The sequence below is a fragment of the Filomicrobium sp. genome (assembly GCF_025698805.1).
Classification (GTDB): Bacteria; Pseudomonadota; Alphaproteobacteria; order Rhizobiales; family Hyphomicrobiaceae; genus Filomicrobium; species Filomicrobium insigne.
This window is the reverse complement of record NZ_JAILWT010000008.1, coordinates 91473-108606: the sequence shown is the minus strand read 5'-3', so window position 1 is coordinate 108606 and position 17134 is coordinate 91473. Positions and strand designations below refer to the sequence as shown.

Sequence of the window (17134 nt, the reverse complement as noted above, 5' to 3'; positions counted from 1 at the left end):
GTGTTTCACTCCTGTACATGAGAATTACCACATAGCGATGCGGTTGAAGCAATCGCCGTTGTTGGATGCGGGACAGAAGGCCGCTCTGCATATTGATGAATTATATTTCCCATCTGCAACAATAGTTGATCGCGCATATTGTGGATTGCCGGGTGACCTCAGACGAGATCATGGCACACTAGTTTGTGGGGACGACGGGGGCCACAGAGGTGAATGGCATGCCGTACCCAACGATTGATTTGAATACGAAGAAGGTCATTCTTCTGAGCGGCTACCAATGGTCCGACAACTCGACGGACGAAGAGGTGCAAGTCGTAGCGCTTGAGAAGCTGCAAACCGAAATGGAGCGCCATACGGACGCGGTAGCCTTTTGCTACGTTTCTGGCAAATGGGTGCCGGCAGCGTAGATCGGGGTCGCGTCCGTTAGTACTTTCCGGGAGGCACGTAACGGCTTTCTGATGACGGTATCGTCGTCATCAGGGAGCCGCTGACGCTGAAATCTATTTAGCTTTTATCTTGGTGCAGTTATTTTGAGATCGATTGGGGAATCTTCATTGTTTTGGCGGTTGCCTCCGAAAGGGCTTTTGAACCCGCTGACAGACCATTACGCTGAAGTATATACGCGGTGATGGCTAGCACTTCATCCTTGGGCAAAGAGCCTGGGTTCGTGGCCGGCATCTTTTCATGCTCGAATTGAAAGAGTGCTTCGACAGGCTGTCCTCCCCAGTGTTGCAGGAAAGGTTTGCCGATTAAGGCTGGACCCATCGCGCCCGTAAGATCGGGACGGTGACATTCGGCGCAGTGATTGTTGAACAGCGTATGACCCTTGCTGGCCTGATCTGCCGTGTACCAGCTTGTTTCGGAAAGTGCTGGCAAGGAACTTAGTAAAATCAATGCGCACACTGAGATCGCATTCGCAATTATGGCCTTTAGCATCTCATTTCCTTTCAAAGAAACTATACATCCGTAACACGGATCAATGAGATGCCGTTCCGGTTCGCAGGCGTACTCTTAGGGTTTTCTCGCGAACGTGAAGTGTTGTTTTTAGTCCGTGATTTTCAGATGAACCCAACGTGCAAATCCGATGCTGAGTTCAAGTGACTTACGCTTTCAGATGGCCGTGGGCTCACGCCTTGTTAGGCTGCACGGTTCTATTTGGCCACTGCCCGACATTGTTGACCTTTGGGGTTCATCATAAATTCAATCAATCGATTGAATTTATGATGGGCGTTGCCTATGTTGGCGTATTATGGATACGTCAAGAGAGCGTCATGGTGGCCGAACGCGCCCCAAGGTCAAAGCAACCGCTCCGCGGAGCAAGGCGCGCAAGGTCGCGTCCGCTGGGACGGGTAAGGCTGGCGGTAAACCTGCAAAATCTAGGGTGCGACAAGCTAAGGGGGCAGTATCTCGCGCGGCTGTTGAAGCCAACGACGAGACGCAAAACAAATTACTGCTCGCATCTATCGAAGTGTTTGGGACGCACGGTTTCGAATCTGCGTCGACGCGGTTATTGGCAACGCATGCTGGCGTGAACCTGCAAGCGATCCCCTATTACTTCGGAAGCAAGGAAGGGCTTTACCTGGCGGTGGCTGAGCACATCGCGAGCCGTATTCGTGCGCATATGGAGCCGCTTGCGGAAAAGATACGCAGCCGTTTGGATCTCGATGAAAACGGTAAAGCCAGATACCTACCTTCGCCAGATGAGGCGCGCGGGCTCTTGGTAGATATGCTGACGACGTTCGCGCACCTGCTCGTCAGCGACGAGACAGCATCTTGGGCGAGCTTCATCATTCGTGAGCAGCAACACCCAAGCGCGGCTTTTGATCGGCTTTATGACGGTGGGATGGGTCGGTACATAGGAACGGCAACACAACTTGTTGCAGCGATAGTTGGCCAGCCACCGCAGTCGAAAACTGTGCAGGTTCAAGCTATCGGGCTGATCGGACAAATTCTGATATTTCGGTCCGGTCGCGCAGCTGTGTTGCGGGCGCTCGGCTGGCGGAACATCGGCACATCTGAATTTTCAGAAATTGCCCAGATGATCGGGCGTAACGTTTCTGCTTTGCAGGCGTCGGCCGCCGGGAGGTTGGCGCCATGAGCAAAAGATTATTCATTGTATTTGCTGTCTTGATAGGAGTTGGTGCCACTGCTTGGTGGTTCAACATTCCTGCGCGCTTGGGCTTTGTTTCAAAGGCGAGTGAGGGGCTGACGCTTTACGGCAATGTCGATATCCGGCAGGTGCAACTGGGATTTCGCGTGAGTGGCCGCGTAGCCGAGATGTCTTTCGAAGAGGGGGATAGCGTCAAAGCGGGTGATGTGCTCGCGCGACTTGATGACCAACCTTACAAAGACCGGGTGAACGCTGCCGAAGCTCAGCTGGCAAGCCAACAGGCCAATCTTGCGAAGCTTGAAGCTGGCCCGAGAGAAGCTGAGATTGCGCAGGCGCGTGCTGTTCTGGCGGAACGCGTGGCAGATGTCGCTAATGCGGAGCCTGCCTTCGAACGGATGCTGAAACTGACGCCAGCAGGCGCTGCGTCCAAGGCCGCACTCGATCAGGCGCAAGCCAACAAAGATATGGCCGTCGCGCGGGAGAAGGCTGCGCGGGAGGCGTTGCGGCTTCTGGAAGAGGGAACTCGCCCGGAAGATTTGGCAGTTGCACGCGCGCAGTCGCACAATGCCGAAGCGGAACTCGCTATGGCGAAAACCTTAGTTGAGGATACGCAACTGCGTGCGCCATCCGATGGCATCATCCTCTCTCGTGTTCGTGAGGTGGGCGCAATCGTGTCTCCTGGAGAACCAATCTACGTCCTATCGCTTACAAAACCGGTTTGGGTGCGGACGTATATCGGAGAAACGCGTCTTGGTCAGATCCATCCCGGTATGGCCGTGGGCGTTACCTCTGACAGTGATCCAAAGCGCGTCTATCTCGGACAGATCGGGTTCATCTCACCTGTGGCTGAGTTCACTCCTAAGACGGTTGAAACGCCCGAGTTGCGGACGAGCCTTGTCTATCGTTTGCGCGTCGTAATTGACGATCCTGATAATGGATTGCGTCAGGGGATGCCGGTCACGGTGCGTTTGCCGTCTAAGTCTGCAAGCCTTCAGGCTGGTTCATGATGTCTTCCACGCGCGAGAGCGGCGCCGCGCCTTACGTCACTCTTTCTCGAGTTACGAAAAGCTTCGGCGCGTCCTCGCCGACCCTTGACGATGTCTCTGGAATTATACGCGGTGGTGAGATCACCGGGCTCATTGGGCCAGATGGCGCGGGCAAGACAACGCTCATCCGTTTGATGACCGGACTGCTCGTACCTGACGAAGGCTCGCTTTCGGTACTCGGTTTCGACAGCCGGTCGGAGGCCGCGCGTATCTATGATGCAATTGGATATATGCCGCAGCGGTTTGGGCTCTACGAAGACCTTTCGGTACAAGAGAACCTCAATCTTTATGCGGATCTTAGAGGTTTGCCCCTCCACGAGCGTTCTGGCGTTTTTGAGGAACTTTTGCGCTTCACGGATCTCAAGAATTTTACGCGTCGATTGGCTGGTAAGCTTTCTGGAGGAATGAAGCAAAAGCTGGGTCTCGCGTGTGCGTTGCTGCAAAAGCCGCGGTTGCTGCTTCTTGATGAGCCAGGAGTTGGTGTCGATCCGATTTCGCGTCGCGAACTTTGGAAGATGGTGGAGAACCTCACGGCCGAAGGCGTCGGTGTCGTGTGGTCGACAGCCTATCTCGATGAGGCTGAGGCTTGTGACCGCGTGCTTCTCCTCAATCAGGGCAAACTGCTATTCTCGGGACCGCCGTCAGACCTCACGGAGAGAATGGGAGGCCGGGTCTTCAAGGTCACCGGTATTTCGGGGAGACGCCGAGAGTTCTTGGCCAAGGTGTTGGACCGGCCTGGTGTGATAGATGGCGTTATTCAGGGTGATGCCGTCCGGCTTGTCATGAGGTCCGATGCGAAGGGGGAGCCTCTCCTCGAAGGGGCCGGTGTTGAGGTCGCACCGACGCAACCTCGTTTTGAAGATGCCTTTGTTGACCTGTTGGGCGGCGGTCCGGGCGGGACGTCTCAGCTCGCGGAAGCCGTTAAGGCACTTCCCGCTCAAGATGCCGCGCCCGTTATCGAGGCGCGTGGCTTGACCAAACGCTTCGGTGATTTCACGGCCGCTCAGGACATTACCTTCTCGATTCCGCGCGGGCAGATTTTCGGACTATTGGGGCCGAATGGTGCAGGTAAATCGACGACATTCAAAATGCTCTGCGGGCTACTCAAACCGACCGCAGGACAAGGGCGGGTTGCGGGCTTCGATTTGCGTCGCGACACAGCGGAGGCGCGCAATCGCTTGGGCTACATGGCCCAGAAATTTTCGCTTTATGGAGATCTGACGGTTGGTCAGAACCTCGAATTTTTCGCAGGTGTTTATGGGTTGCGAGGCAAAGGCAAGTCGCAACGCATCGCGCTGATGAACGATATCTTTGATTTCGGTCCGCATGCCAAAATGTCAGCTAAGGATCTGCCGCTCGGTCTCAAGCAGCGGCTCGCCTTGGCGTGTGCGGTCATGCATGAGCCGGAAGTATTGTTTCTCGACGAGCCGACGTCGGGGGTTGATCCCATTTCCCGGCGAGAGTTCTGGACGCACATCAACGGTCTCGTCGAGAAGGGTGTGACGGTTCTGGTGACGACGCACTTCATGGAGGAGGCTGAGTATTGTGATCGCATCTCACTCATCTACCGCGGCCAATCCATTGCGTTGGGTTCGCCTGATGAACTGAAAGTGCGTGTGGCGAGCGCAGAAAATCCCGACCCGACGATGGAAGATGCCTTCATCGCATTGGTGGAGCAGTCTCAAGCGGAGGCTGTTGCGGCATGAGCAATGCGGGTCAGAGTGTGTCGCTTGGCGCTGCGCGGAATAGGCAACTTAGAACCCGCCGTTTTCTAGCTCTGGTCAAAAAGGAAACATTTCAGATTCTTCGCGATCCGAGCAGCATTTTGATCGCCTTTGTTCTGCCGCTGATCCTGCTGTTTCTGTTCGGTTATGGCGTTTCGCTTGATGCGACCCGTACGCGGATTGGGCTTGTGGTCGAATCCGCGACACCGGTGACTCAGGATCTCGCTGCGAGCTTCCAGGGATCGCGCTATTTCAGGGTCATCAATGGGCACGATCGGCGTGAATTTGAAGAGGATCTCATTCGCGGCCGCATCCGCGGGATCGTCGTAATTCCGGCGAACTTTGCAGGCGATTTCGCGAGTGGCAACGCCGCACCAATTCAAGTTCTCGTCGATGGCTCCGATCCGAATACAGCGAACTTTGTTCAAAACTACGCGCAGGGCGTCGTCGCGAACTGGGGGCGAATGCGGAGTGCTGAGGTTGGGTCCAGGTTGCCCGTGATCAATCCGGAGCAGCGGTTCTGGTTTAATCCGGAACTGGCCAGCCGCAACTTCCTTGTTCCGGGTTCCGTCGCCATCGTCATGGCGCTGGTGGGGACGCTGCTGACTTCGCTTGTCGTTGCGCGCGAATGGGAGCGCGGGACGATGGAAGCGATGATGGCGACGCCGGTGACGGCGGCTGAACTTCTTGCCGGAAAGGTGCTGCCGTATTTCGTGCTCGGGCTTATTTCGATGACGCTGTGTGTGCTCGTTGCGGTGTTCCTATTTGGCGTTCCGTTTCGCGGTTCACTGTTTGCGCTTTACACAATCTCGGCGGCGTTTTTGTTGCCTGCGCTCGGCCAGGGATTGCTGATTTCGGCGACGACAAAAAATCAGTTCCTGGCATCGCAATTGGCGTTGATGAGCGGGTTCTTGCCGGCGTTTTTGCTGTCCGGATTTTTATTTGAGATCGAGTCGATGCCTGTCGTCATCCAATGGATCACGATGATCGTGCCGGCGCGGTATGTAATCCCGAGCTTACAGACCGTCTTCCTTGCCGGAGATATCTGGCCGCTGTTCCTGCGCAACATCGCCATCCTGCTTGCGATGGGAACGGTTTTGTTTGTGCTGGCGGCGCGCAGCACGCGCAAAAGGATCGGTTGATCATGTGGTGGGTGCGGTTAAGAGCGTTGATCCTGAAGGAGTTGCTGGCGGTTCTGCGCGATCCTAAGGGGCGCTTCATTCTCATCGGTCCGCCGATCATCCAGCTTCTGGTGTTTTCGTACGCGGCGACTCTTGAAGTCAAAAACGTCGATATCCTCATTCTCAACCAGGATTCCGGTGTGGCGGGATACGAACTGGTGCAGCGGATTGCCGGTACCCCGTCCTTCCGGCATGTGCTGCGGACCGAAGATCCGGCCGAGATCAGGGACGCGATCAACATGCAGCGTGTGATGGCCGCTGTCCGCATTGACGCAACGTTTTCAAGGGATATCGCGGCGGGACGACCCGCGCCGGTTCAGATCATTCTGGATGGCCGTCGCTCCAACGCTTCGCAGATCGTGTCGGGGTATCTGACGCAGATCATCAACGGGCTGGCTGCGGATGCCGCGAAAGCCAATGGCCGGCTTGCTGCACCGGTGAGTGTTGAGCCACGCAACTGGTTCAATCCGAATCTCGATTTCCTCTGGTTCATGGTGCCAAACCTGGTGGCGAGCATTGCGCTGTTGATTGGGCTCGTGGTGACGGCGCTGTCGGTGGCGCGGGAACGCGAACTCGGTACGTTTGATCAGCTTATGGTCTCTCCGCTCAGGCCTCATGAAATTCTCATCGGCAAGCTCGTTCCGCCGATGCTGATCGGCATGTTTCACATCACGATCTTCATTTTGGCGGCGGTCTTCGTGTTCGGCATTCCGCTGCGCGGCTCCGTGGTGCTTCTCTATGCCAGCGGCTTCTTCTTTCTGGCCTCGGTTGTTGGCATCGGTCTTTTCATTTCGTCGCTATCGATGACGCAGCAGCAGGCGATCCTGGGTGCGTTTCTGTTCCTGGTGCCTGCGATGCTGCTTTCGGGGTTCGCGACGCCGATCGAGAACATGCCTGAGTGGCTACAACCGATCTCGTACATGGATCCTTTGAGCTACTTCCTCGTTATCGTGAAGGGAGTGTTCCTCAAAGACCTTGGACCGTGGGACGTCGCGCTCAACACAGCGCCCCTCGCGGTCATCGCCATTGTGACGTTGAGTTCAGCCGCCTGGTTGTTCCGGCGGCGCATGGAGTGAGGGGGATCACAACCGCTTGAGCCAGGCGTTGCCTAGTGCTTGGGCGTGCTTCTTATCGGAAAACCGCTTTCTGATTTTCTGGAAGCTCACCAAGCGTCAATAAATGTTGATTAAAATGCCTGGATATTGTCACACGGGCTCCACTTGAGGCTGGCAGAAGGATGCCACAGAGGGAGGCCAATAGAGGATCATGACATGTCGTTCCCTACGATCGACCTGAAAGATAAGAAAGTCATTCTACTCAGCGGGTTTTTGAAGCACCAAGGCAGCGCGGCGGTGACCGTGGTCGCCAAGGACAAACTGGAAGCGGCCGCTACCCGCTATAACGATGCCATCGCATTCGGCTTCGTGTCGGGCAAATGGCGCCCCGCAGCATAACCCCCTTACGCGGCCGCACGCCGCCTGACGCGTGCGCCTGAAGCTAAGCCGATTCACCGGCTTATGAACCTCGCGGACGCAACTGGTCCGCGAGGTTTTTTCGTGTCTGCACGGGATGTTCTCATCTTTTGTTCAAGCGCCTCGTTTCGCCATCGATTTGCCACGGACTTATCCGGAATGGCGGACGACGGAACTCTTCGGGCCAAACCGTTATCCGGTTGGCCGAGGGAAGTCGTATCAAACATGGAGACATTGATGTTCAGGACCTTTGCAACGGTTGCTGGAGCTTCGCTCCTGCTCGTCGGCATGAGTGCGGTGCAAGCTCAGGCGTGGGAGCGCCTGGGGACGCGAATGGTTTCCGACAAGATGGAAACGGATTCGGTGAGCGGGGTTGGCGAGGGCCGCTTCTCGCAGATCCGGCTGTGTGTCGCGCGCCGTGCGGTGCACTTCCGCGATGTTGACGTCGTGTTCGGCAACGGCGGCAAGCAGGATGTGAAGGTCCGTAAGCGGATCGGTCCAGGCGCGTGCACGCGTGCCATCGACCTGAAGGGGAATAAGCGCCGCGTTCGCCGCGTTGTGATGCGTTACAAAACGATCCGGACCAAAGGCCCGCAAGCGGTCGTTACGGTTTTTGCGCGGTAATCCTCCGGGCAGTCCATCGATGCCATGACGCTATGCCTCGTGGGCCCTCGGCCCCGAGGCTTTTCTTTTGTCTGTGCGTTATAGAATTGGCGAGGTTCACCCGGCGTGAGACCGCCGGCTTCGAGGCGCGGACGCTTTAGTGTGTGGCGCACTGAACAGGGCCAAGAGGGGAGCCCCGAAGCATCCGCGTTTCGAAACCGGCCGGCGCGATTGTCTTGAGCGTGTGGGGCGCGGTTGAGAGGAGCTTAGGGCTGCGGAGCCAGGGCGGGGATAAGTTTTTGGGTGGGGACCGGGCGGCTGTTGGCCCGATCCGGTCTTATGAGCCATCGAGAGCTCAAGGTGCTGCGGTCTCTTCGGCTTACATAACAACATGATCACAGGTCTGCGAGGCGTGTAACGCTTCTCGGCTTGAGAGCGAAATCAATGACGTGTGGGCAGTCATTACCACACGCGATGAGTTCTCAAAAAAGGAAGATGATCATGAGCCGTATTCTCGCTTCGCTTTTCGTTGTTCTCGCACTTGTCACCGGCGTTTCGGCCGCGCAGGCGGACGCGCTAACCGCGCAAAGCCACTGCGACAACCCGGTTTTCCAGGGTGATTGAGGCAGGGCTAGATGGCCTCAGGTGGTGAGGCTAAGCTATGGCACAACTTGGCCGTGGGGAAATTCTCCCTGCGGCCGATTTTGTGGCTCGGTCCATGATGTACTCAGTGCTGCGCCGGCTGGAAGAGTTCAACGAAATTTCCGGACGGGTCTATAATCAAGATCTGCGATCCACCCGGCCCCGTGACGATCTCATTGCGAAAATTGACACCTGCCGCGCGCAGCCGTGCGACCTCGGCCGGGAGATCGTCGACGATAAGATGAATGCGGTTCCAGCCGCCGGGCTGGGGCTGTTCGCCGTCCGGCATGGGCCGTCCCGCTGAACTTGTCGGGCCACTGAGCAACAGCCGCAACGCGCCGCGCCGAACGTCCGCAAACGCGGGGGCCATGTTCGTCAGAAGCTCAAAGCCAAGATGGTTCGTGTACCATTCGATTGCGGCTTCAACATCAGCGACGATGTAACGAACGTTGACGGTGGGTTCGGGCATTTTTTCCTCCCGATATTTGGCAGGCGTGGTGGGACAGATTGCGTGGCGTCGTGGGTCCGGGGATATGTTTATCAGGAGGGGAGGTTAGCGGAAAACAAATCAAGGTGTCAGTGCCGACTCGTAGGGGTTAACCGGCTGTAGCTGCTACCTCTAAATCGATGTGAGACGAATAAAACGCATCGGTGAGAGCCGTCTTATGGGCTCTCCTGAGCTCAGCCTTGGCTGCGGATCCACAAGACTGATTCTGTAGGACAGTGGAAACCATCAAAAATTTTGAGTGCGTGAGGCGATTCGGCAAGGAGGGATTTGGCGCCAATAAAAAGGGTTTTACCGAAGCAATTCCATCGGGTCCTTCGAAAAGAGCCTCGTGAAATTTTAAGACCGATTGAGATCCCAAGTTGCCAGATCTTTGTATGATCCTTCTGAACTTCGTGCGCTGCCCGGGATTTATCATTGGGAATATGCCTGCTGCCAAGCGTCCCGTATGCTCATGCATTTGCCATGTTGTGCCGTGACCCTCAATCATTTCCATCAGATACTCGCTCGACCTATACTTCGAGCCGATCCAAAGCGCAGCATAGAAGCACCATGGGTCTCTAGGATCCAGCGTGTCGATTATTCGATCGACTGCGGATGTGGAGAAATCGTTGTTCGGTAGTCTGCATGCGACAAGGCTACTGGCCACTTCCATCAGTGCGGCGTGATCAATAATGATGCCGCTTTCCACAAAGGTGGCAATGCGTTGTATGTGTCCATTTGGATGGAGGGAATGCTGCCACCAATTAAGAATTGTGCCTCTAAGAGAAGGGCGCGTTTCTAAGATGTTGCGCACTAGATAGGCACTGATCTCAGCTCGGTTTATGCGCGCCAAGTTTATCAAGCGCTTTAAGATCTTGTCTCCGTTCCCGTCATCGAAGATGCCCGTCTTCCACCACTCGTCGAGTAGCTCAATAATTTTAGTCCTCTGCCTGGAGATGCTCTTCTTGTTCTTTTTCCGGTTTTCAATTTCGTCAGCTAGTTCGTCAATGATTCGGTTTTCTTGTATTTTGAAGTGGCGAGTAGCAGCGCTGTTAGTTAGTATCTTGGTTTTTCCGGAATTAAGGCGTAACTGACGCGTCTGTAAGGCCAAGTCTAGGTCGCGGACAATTTTCTTTGCGGTAGGGAGATCGTCCACTCCGATATCCATGTCATCCATAAAACGCGCAAATTCAACGTTAGACTTCTCTGTAATCAAGTGATCGACCTCGAAGAGGAAGCAATGTGCCAGAAGCCTTGGCGCGTCGAGATTCATTTGTGGGAGTCCTACGGAGACCTTCGGCATGTAGTCTGGCTGCCACAACATGAACGATAGCGAATATATCAGGAGATCGAGAGCTGATTCATTCGTCAGAGAAAGAGACGAAAGAACGTTTCTGAGATGATCGTAGGAAATGAAATCGTAGTAATTAGCGATGTCTGTTACAACAACAAACTCTCTTTGTTCGGCAAACCCAAAGATAGCTTTTTGGAATGAGAGCCAGGGATCTGTCGGGCCATACTCCGCCTCGTATCCACGATGTTGCGTTGAGAACTTTTGATCTCCTGGGGCGTAGTAGGCATTTGGAGATGGGGCCTTCTTCTTTATCTCGGCCCAAAGTGCGTCAGACAACGCTTGGATGATCAATGCATCTTTGACGGTGGGAATTACGATCTGTCGGCACAATCCTTTCGATTTTTCTGATAGAAATCGGGTCGGTGCGCGGGGCAGGTATGATGCGGAGCACACTTCGGCTTCGATGGCGGAACAGGAAGCGCCCAGGTGCACGTGAAAATCGAGATGTTCGACTGGATCTGGAATTGGTTGGCGCCTTAGTGCGTCCCGCACTCGATTTTTCCAGGTATGCTTGAGCCGAGATGCATTGATTATATCCCGTAGATGCTGACTTTTGTTTGGAAACTTGGGAGACTGCATGGGATCATGTGGTGTTAGTTGATACGTGGGGATTGAGTGCCTCGACTGTGGGGGCATATCCCCTTAGTTTTGGAGCCGCTTACTTGTTCGACTCGCCGCGCGGAAGCTGCAGCTGGGGATTTGGTTTTCTGACTGCTGTGAAGTGGTCGCATTCGATCCGTTCCTCCCTTTCTTCTTTCATTGGTATTGAGCATAGCAGATATGTTCGTGAACGGAACATTGGGGCAAACGCGAGTTCAATCTCGGATGGACGCTCCAGCCGAACGTTAGAGCCCGGCAACAAGTGCCGGGATGACGGTTGTGCGTGTGGTGGTGGGGCTGAGTTTCGAAAGCGTGCGGCGCGTGATTTTCGCTAGAGCAGAATAAACAAACCACCGTCTGTCATACCGGGGCTTGTCCCCGGTATCCAAGGTTCGGCCGAGTGCTTGCGTTGAGGTGGGGTTTAACGCCAATGCATCAGTGTGCGGCCAGTGCTTCCGCGAAATGAATACCGGGGAAAGCGCGGGCCGCTCCGTTATGCCTGACCGCGACGCAATTAAGCTGCCGGGCGTTCTTTTGGGGCATCCTTTTATTCAATTTCGGAAGGTAGCGTCGGTGCCGTTTCGGATGTGCGCGCGGACGGGGTCGTGCGTGGGGCTTGAGCCGATGTCCATATCGTAAACGAAGGCGTGCGGCGCACCTTGAGCGTCGCGCACGGCGAGGCCCAGGTTGTCGATATCCTCATTCTCCCGCACGAGCTGACCGACGATCTCCATCGGCGTGTCGCCGGTGGTGCCGCTGTCGACGCCGGGAACGGGCGGGATGACGGTTTCCAACGTCGGCACGCCGGGCATTTCCAGGTCGCCGAGTGCTGCCGCTCCGGGCTGGAGGGGGTGGAGTGCCGTCAGGCGGGCGCGTAGTGCGATGGTCAGACATTGGGTCTCACCGCGGCAGGCATCGCGGACATTTTTCATCCATAGTCGCTGATCGTCGTCGAAGCATTTGACGCCGTCATAGAGGGCGGGGCGGGCGCCCGCGACGTAGCGGTCGAGATGGTCCTGGAGCTTGGCCAATTCGTCGGCCACTGCCGATGGCGCGGCGCAGAAAAGGATCGCGGTGAGTGCAGTCGCGGCCGCGTGGAAAGGCGACTCGAGCGTCCGCGTGCGATTGTGTCTGCGGGTCATGTGTGTGTGGGCTCCCCAGCGTTCGGCGTCGGGGAGCATAGCAACATTTGGGATGCGTCAGGAGGATGTTGCGGAGTGCCGTGGGGGAATGCGGACGACGCGGACGGTGGTGTCGGCTAAGATGCTTGAGTGGTGGGGAAGCAGGCCGGGCTCGTTCTGAGACATTGGCTCACGGGCCAAAGGTGATTTCGATGCTGGCGTTGGCGAGGCCGAAGGGGCCGGAGCTGAGGCTGCCGCCGAGCTTCCATGCCTGCGGTGTGAGTAGGCTGCACAGCAAATTCCAGAGCTGCGTCGAGATGCGTTTGATCCAGCTTGTGATGAGTTGAATCCAGTTGAGTGCGTGCGCCGTAACGGTCTGCGTCAGAGATTTTGTTGTGCTGTCGAGGTTGAGACTGATGGTGGCGATGAGCGATTGCAGCCGTTCGCTTACGGCGTAGAGTTGGGATAACTCACTGAGAGCTTCGGGAATTTCTTTGTCTAATCCCATTTCAGAGAGCGATCCTGAGCCGCGGACGTCCCTCAGCCGGAGCAAATTGGATAATCGGGATTTCACCTTTTCCAGGAGGAGGCTTATTCGCTCGCGGATATCGCCGAGCTGCTTGGCGTAGCCATTTTCCGCCATGATTTGTGGAAGGCCTGTTTCGCTTTCTTTCGAAAGCTCGCGATTAATTTCATTTTCTAGATCATTCAGATCTTTAAGAATTGTATCGATCGCAAAACTGACATGAGGCATGGAAGTTATCTCCACGAGCCGGCTTCTGAGATAACTGTATCAAATAGCTAGAGTTGCGTCATCCTGCCGCATGTCCGAATAGTGGACAATCTGGCGGCAGGACGCAGTTTCCGCTGTCAGATTGTTTGTATGGACGGCAATTTAAGCGGAAGGTGGGTTCTCTGGCGGTGCACTGTTGTAAATGTGGATATCTCGTTGCGGGAATGGGATGCTGAGGCCTGCATTTTCGAGGGCGCGCTTGCCTTCCTCGTTCAGCGCGCGAACGGTGGGCCAGTAGTCCGTATTTTGGACCCATGCCCGCAGTGAGAGTTCAACAGCGCTGTCGCCGAGCGTGGAGACGAAGACGATCGGAGCGGGGTCAGCGTGGATGCGGGCATCAGCTTCCGCCAGCGCCAACAACGTCGCCTTTCCGGTTTCAATGTCGTCGTCATAGGCGATGCCATACTTCACCTGGACCATGCGTGTCGGCAGGCGGCTGTAGTTGATGAGCTGCTTATTCCATAGCTGAGAATTGGGGACGAACTGATAGACGCCATCCCAGGAATGAAGTTCGGACGCGAACAGGCCGACTTCCTTGACGGTGCCGGCGACATCGCCGGCGTCAATGTAGTCGCCGGTGCGGAAGGGGCGCAGCCAAAGCAGCATCATGCCTGCGGCGATATTCGATAACGTGCCTTGGAGGGCGAGGCCGATGGCCAGGCCCGCAGCACCGAGGGCGGCGAGGATGCTCGTTGTCTGGATGCCGAGTTGGCCGAGCACGGCGATGAAGAAGATGACGACGATGGTGTAGCGAACGAGCGAGGTAAGCACGCCTTTGAGCGTTGGGTCGAAGCGACGCTCGCGGTCGGCGATGCGCCCGACGGTGCGTGCAGCCCATCCTGCGAACCAGAGGCCGAACAGCATCAACGCGAGAGCGGCGAGCAGATTTGGCAAAGCCTGGGCGGCCCAGGCAATCAGGGCTTCGAGAAAGGTTGTCGCTTCGGCGAGTGTATCTTGGGGCGGCATGGGAAACCTCCTTCTTGTTCGGTCGTGCTCGTCCGTCCAGGGAACGCGATGGGGTTTTCCGTTCTAAGGCGCAGTGCTTCAGAACGCGATCTGTGATCCGACAGCAATCGATTGGAAGTTCTTAAGGCCGGGTGTGGCTATGACATTGCCGGCAGCGTCGACCACATCGAAGTCGCAGTCATCGTGACGGGTCGTCAATGTAAAGCTGGGAGCGCTGATGTCTACCGGCGCAAAGGTGTTGCTGGTGGAGATCCGCAATTCTGCGTCTGTTGGACCAGTTCTTTTGCGTAGGGTTGTCCACGTGCCGCAGCCTTTTAGGATCGGTTTGTCGTATACTTTGCGGAGTTGTGGCCATGAGATGCGGCGGAAGCGATTGACATGAAACGGGTCGGCTTTTTGGCGCTTGGCTATTTTTTTGTCGGGCTTGGGTTTGTCGGGGCGTTTTTGCCTGTCCTGCCGACGGTGCCTTTCCTCATTTTGGCGGTGGCGTGCTTTGCCCGTTCGTCACCGCGGCTTGAGATGCGGCTGATGACGCATCCTCGTTTTGGTCCGCCTCTGATGCGCTGGCGTGAGCGGGGCGCCATTCCGCGGCGGACGAAAATTGTGGCCTGCAGCTGTATGGCTGCGAGTTATGCGGTGTTTTGGTTTGGCGCTCGACCGAGCCCGTTGATCGCCGGGCTGGTGGCGGCGCTGATGTTGACGGGTGCGGCTTATGTTGTTTCGCGTCCGGAGTAAGATCACGAAAAGCGAAAGCTGCGGATCCAGAAATTATAAATGGGACGCCTTGTCCAACATCTCGACACCCTCAGAGGCGCTCTCCGAAAAGTGTCGTACTTTTGGGCAATTTCATTCTTGCCTAACCCAATATAGCCCATAAATTGTACTTTATCGGATCGGACTAGGCGCCCCGAGAAGGTGAGCTGGGCGGTCCTATATTCCCAAGGAGATAAGCCAATGATCGAGAAAACTCTCGCTGAACTCGGCCAACAAGTGCGCATTCGCCCGCGGTACGATAACTTCATTGGCGGACAATGGGTTGCTCCTGTCGAGGGGCAATATTTCACCAATCTGACACCTGTTAGCGGCAAGCCTCTGTGCGAGGTTGCCCGGTCAACAGCTGCTGATATCGAATTGGCACTCGATGCTGCCCACAAGGCGAAAGACGCATGGGGGAAGACTTCGCCAGCAGAGCGCTCAGCTGTTCTTCTGAAAATTGCCGATCGTATCGAAGCCAATCTCAAGCTGATCGCCACGGTTGAGACGCTGGATAACGGTAAGCCGATCCGCGAAACCATGGCGGCAGACATTCCGCTTGGTATTGATCACTTCCGTTATTTCGCAGCGGCGATCCGTATGCAGGAAGGTTCGATTTCCGAAATCGATCACGACACCGTTGCGTATCATTTCCATGAGCCGCTCGGAGTTGTCGGTCAGATCATTCCGTGGAACTTCCCGATCCTCATGGCCATCTGGAAGCTTGCGCCAGCATTGGCTGCCGGCAACTGCGTCGTGCTTAAGCCAGCTGAACAGACTCCGATGGGTATCATGGTTCTCATGGACATCATCGGCGATCTTATCCCGCCGGGCGTCGTGAACGTGGTCAACGGCTTTGGTGTGGAAGCCGGTAAGCCGCTGGCGCAGAACAAGCGCATTTCCAAGGTGGCGTTTACAGGTGAGACGACGACGGGCCGTCTCATCATGCAGTATGCAAGTGAAAACATTATCCCGGTCACGTTGGAACTCGGCGGCAAATCTCCGAACATATTCTTCGCAGATGTCGCTGACGCCGATGATGACTTTTTCGATAAAGCGCTTGAAGGCTTCACGATGTTCGCCCTCAATCAAGGCGAGGTTTGCACGTGTCCGTCACGCGCGCTTGTTCATGAAAGCATCTATGACCGCTTTATCGAGCGGGCAATTGCACGTGTTGAAAAGATCCAGACTGGCCACCCGCTCGAGGCTAGCACCATGATTGGCGCGCAGGCTTCGAACGATCAGCTGGAGAAGATCCTTGCCTACATCCAGATCGGTAAGGATGAGGGCGCGAAGGTCCTCACCGGTGGCGGACGCAATGAGCTCGATGGCGAATTGGCCTCAGGGTACTACGTCAAGCCTACGGTCCTCGAAGGACACAACAAGATGCGTGTGTTCCAAGAGGAGATTTTCGGACCGGTCCTCGCCGTGACGAAGTTCAAGGATGACGAAGAAGCGCTCTCGATCGCCAATGACACCCTCTATGGTCTTGGCGCCGGCATATGGACCCGGAACGGAACGCGTGCGTATCGGTTTGGGCGTGCGATCCAGGCTGGTCGCGTGTGGACCAACTGCTATCACCTGTATCCGGCGCACGCAGCGTTCGGCGGCTACAAGCAGTCGGGCATCGGGCGCGAGAACCATAAGATGATGCTGGATCACTATCAGCAAACCAAAAACATGCTGGTCAGCTACAGTCCGAAGGCCCTTGGCTTCTTCTGAGGCCGTTGAGGAGGGATTCCGGAAGAGCCCGGGAGCTTTCCTCCACCGGGCATGAGCTACTTCCGGTGATATTGCCGCGGCGCTGGCGCAAACACCTGACGCCGCGGCATTTTTGCAAGTGCAGGGATGTATGACGAGATCCTTATGAGGTGCGATCATGACAGAGCGTGTAAGTGCGATGCCTGAGGCTCTGGAACTCATTGCCTCTCTAAAAAGTCGTCACGGACCGTTGATTTTTCATCAATCCGGTGGCTGCTGTGATGGGAGTTCGCCGATGTGTTTCCCTGCCGGCGATTTTCGCGTCGGCGGCCAGGATGTTTTGCTCGGAGAGATTGGTGGCGTTCCATTTTATATGAGCCGTTCCCAGTTCGAGTACTGGCAGCACACACACTTGATTATCGATGTTGTCCCGGGCCGTGGTAGCGGCTTTTCGCTGGAGGCGCCGGAAGGGGTCCGGTTTCTGACTCGCAGCCGCGTGTTCACGGATGACGAGTTCGCGTCGCTGGCTCCGGTAACCGTTGCGGGTGAGTAGCCGACGACGCTTTCAGAGAGCACGCATC

General features: G+C 56.0%; 19 protein-coding genes. 12 read left to right on the top strand and 7 right to left on the bottom strand.

All coding sequences use genetic code 11. The features are described 5' to 3' along the window. Positions 1–218 precede the first annotated feature (218 nt). Complete coding sequence (locus K5845_RS18045; protein WP_139165321.1) at positions 219–407, top strand: hypothetical protein; 189 nt, start codon at positions 219–221, stop codon at positions 405–407. Between the two features lie 118 nt (positions 408–525). Here K5845_RS18045 and K5845_RS18040 read toward each other — a convergent pair whose 3' ends face one another. Further along, positions 526–936, bottom strand: coding sequence for a c-type cytochrome (locus K5845_RS18040; protein ID WP_090228312.1), 411 nt, complete (start codon positions 934–936; stop codon positions 526–528). Between the two features lie 313 nt (positions 937–1249). Here K5845_RS18040 and K5845_RS18035 point away from each other — a divergent pair, with 313 nt between their 5' ends. The 8 genes from K5845_RS18035 to K5845_RS18000 all read left to right on the top strand — a co-directional run bounded on the left by K5845_RS18035 (position 1250) and on the right by K5845_RS18000 (position 8760). Further along, positions 1250–2098: a CerR family C-terminal domain-containing protein gene (locus tag K5845_RS18035; RefSeq protein ID WP_287959618.1), complete on the top strand. Its 849-nt coding sequence runs from the start codon at positions 1250–1252 to the stop codon at positions 2096–2098. Continuing rightward, on the top strand, positions 2095–3117 hold the full coding sequence (hlyD, locus tag K5845_RS18030; protein WP_046479374.1) for a secretion protein HlyD: 1023 nt from the start codon (positions 2095–2097) through the stop codon (positions 3115–3117). The genes K5845_RS18035 and hlyD overlap by 4 nt, the downstream gene beginning before the upstream one ends. Then, complete coding sequence (locus K5845_RS18025; RefSeq protein WP_287959617.1) at positions 3114–4862, top strand: ATP-binding cassette domain-containing protein; 1749 nt, start codon at positions 3114–3116, stop codon at positions 4860–4862. The genes hlyD and K5845_RS18025 overlap by 4 nt, the downstream gene beginning before the upstream one ends. After that, positions 4859–6022, top strand: coding sequence for an ABC transporter permease (locus tag K5845_RS18020; RefSeq protein ID WP_287959616.1), 1164 nt, complete (start codon positions 4859–4861; stop codon positions 6020–6022). Before K5845_RS18025 ends, K5845_RS18020 begins: the two co-directional genes overlap by 4 nt. Before the next feature lie 2 nt (positions 6023–6024). After that, a complete protein-coding gene (locus K5845_RS18015; RefSeq protein ID WP_287959615.1) occupies positions 6025–7137 on the top strand; it encodes an ABC transporter permease in 1113 nt (370 codons plus the stop codon). A gap of 195 nt (positions 7138–7332) precedes the next feature. Then, positions 7333–7515, top strand: a complete 183-nt coding sequence (locus tag K5845_RS18010) for a hypothetical protein (RefSeq protein ID WP_287959614.1) — start codon at positions 7333–7335, stop codon at positions 7513–7515. A 255-nt stretch (positions 7516–7770) separates the two neighbouring features. Next, complete coding sequence (locus K5845_RS18005) at positions 7771–8157, top strand: DUF2541 family protein (RefSeq protein WP_139165319.1); 387 nt, start codon at positions 7771–7773, stop codon at positions 8155–8157. 480 nt (positions 8158–8637) lie between these two features. After that, positions 8638–8760 carry a hypothetical protein gene (locus K5845_RS18000; RefSeq protein WP_280136716.1) on the top strand — a complete coding sequence of 41 codons (123 nt, stop codon included), beginning with the start codon at positions 8638–8640 and terminating at the stop codon, positions 8758–8760. 103 nt (positions 8761–8863) lie between these two features. Here K5845_RS18000 and K5845_RS17995 read toward each other — a convergent pair whose 3' ends face one another. From K5845_RS17995 to K5845_RS17970, 6 genes are all read right to left on the bottom strand, one after another. Continuing rightward, positions 8864–9247, bottom strand: a complete 384-nt coding sequence (locus tag K5845_RS17995) for a VOC family protein (protein ID WP_046479380.1) — start codon at positions 9245–9247, stop codon at positions 8864–8866. A gap of 127 nt (positions 9248–9374) precedes the next feature. Beyond that, positions 9375–11111: an RNA-directed DNA polymerase gene (locus tag K5845_RS17990; protein ID WP_152025033.1), complete on the bottom strand. Its 1737-nt coding sequence runs from the start codon at positions 11109–11111 to the stop codon at positions 9375–9377. 659 nt (positions 11112–11770) lie between these two features. Further along, on the bottom strand, positions 11771–12361 hold the full coding sequence (locus tag K5845_RS17985; RefSeq protein ID WP_046479382.1) for a lysozyme inhibitor LprI family protein: 591 nt from the start codon (positions 12359–12361) through the stop codon (positions 11771–11773). Positions 12362–12530: 169 nt separating this feature from the next. Further along, on the bottom strand, positions 12531–13094 hold the full coding sequence (locus tag K5845_RS17980; RefSeq protein WP_090228288.1) for a hypothetical protein: 564 nt from the start codon (positions 13092–13094) through the stop codon (positions 12531–12533). Between the two features lie 141 nt (positions 13095–13235). Next, positions 13236–14099, bottom strand: coding sequence for a mechanosensitive ion channel family protein (locus K5845_RS17975; RefSeq protein ID WP_052744048.1), 864 nt, complete (start codon positions 14097–14099; stop codon positions 13236–13238). Positions 14100–14177: 78 nt separating this feature from the next. Beyond that, positions 14178–14357 (bottom strand): hypothetical protein, encoded by a 180-nt coding sequence (locus tag K5845_RS17970; protein WP_287959613.1) that lies wholly within the window; start codon positions 14355–14357, stop codon positions 14178–14180. 120 nt (positions 14358–14477) lie between these two features. On the opposite strand from K5845_RS17970, the gene K5845_RS17965 reads away from it, so the two are divergent. The 3 genes from K5845_RS17965 to K5845_RS17955 all read left to right on the top strand — a co-directional run bounded on the left by K5845_RS17965 (position 14478) and on the right by K5845_RS17955 (position 17106). Then, positions 14478–14834, top strand: coding sequence for a YbaN family protein (locus K5845_RS17965; RefSeq protein WP_090228285.1), 357 nt, complete (start codon positions 14478–14480; stop codon positions 14832–14834). Positions 14835–15053: 219 nt separating this feature from the next. Beyond that, the gene (gene adh, locus K5845_RS17960) at positions 15054–16574 is read left to right on the top strand and encodes an aldehyde dehydrogenase (RefSeq protein WP_046479386.1); all 1521 of its coding nucleotides are present in this window, start codon (positions 15054–15056) and stop codon (positions 16572–16574) included. A 157-nt stretch (positions 16575–16731) separates the two neighbouring features. Further along, positions 16732–17106 carry a DUF779 domain-containing protein gene (locus K5845_RS17955; protein ID WP_046479387.1) on the top strand — a complete coding sequence of 125 codons (375 nt, stop codon included), beginning with the start codon at positions 16732–16734 and terminating at the stop codon, positions 17104–17106. Positions 17107–17134 lie beyond the last annotated feature (28 nt).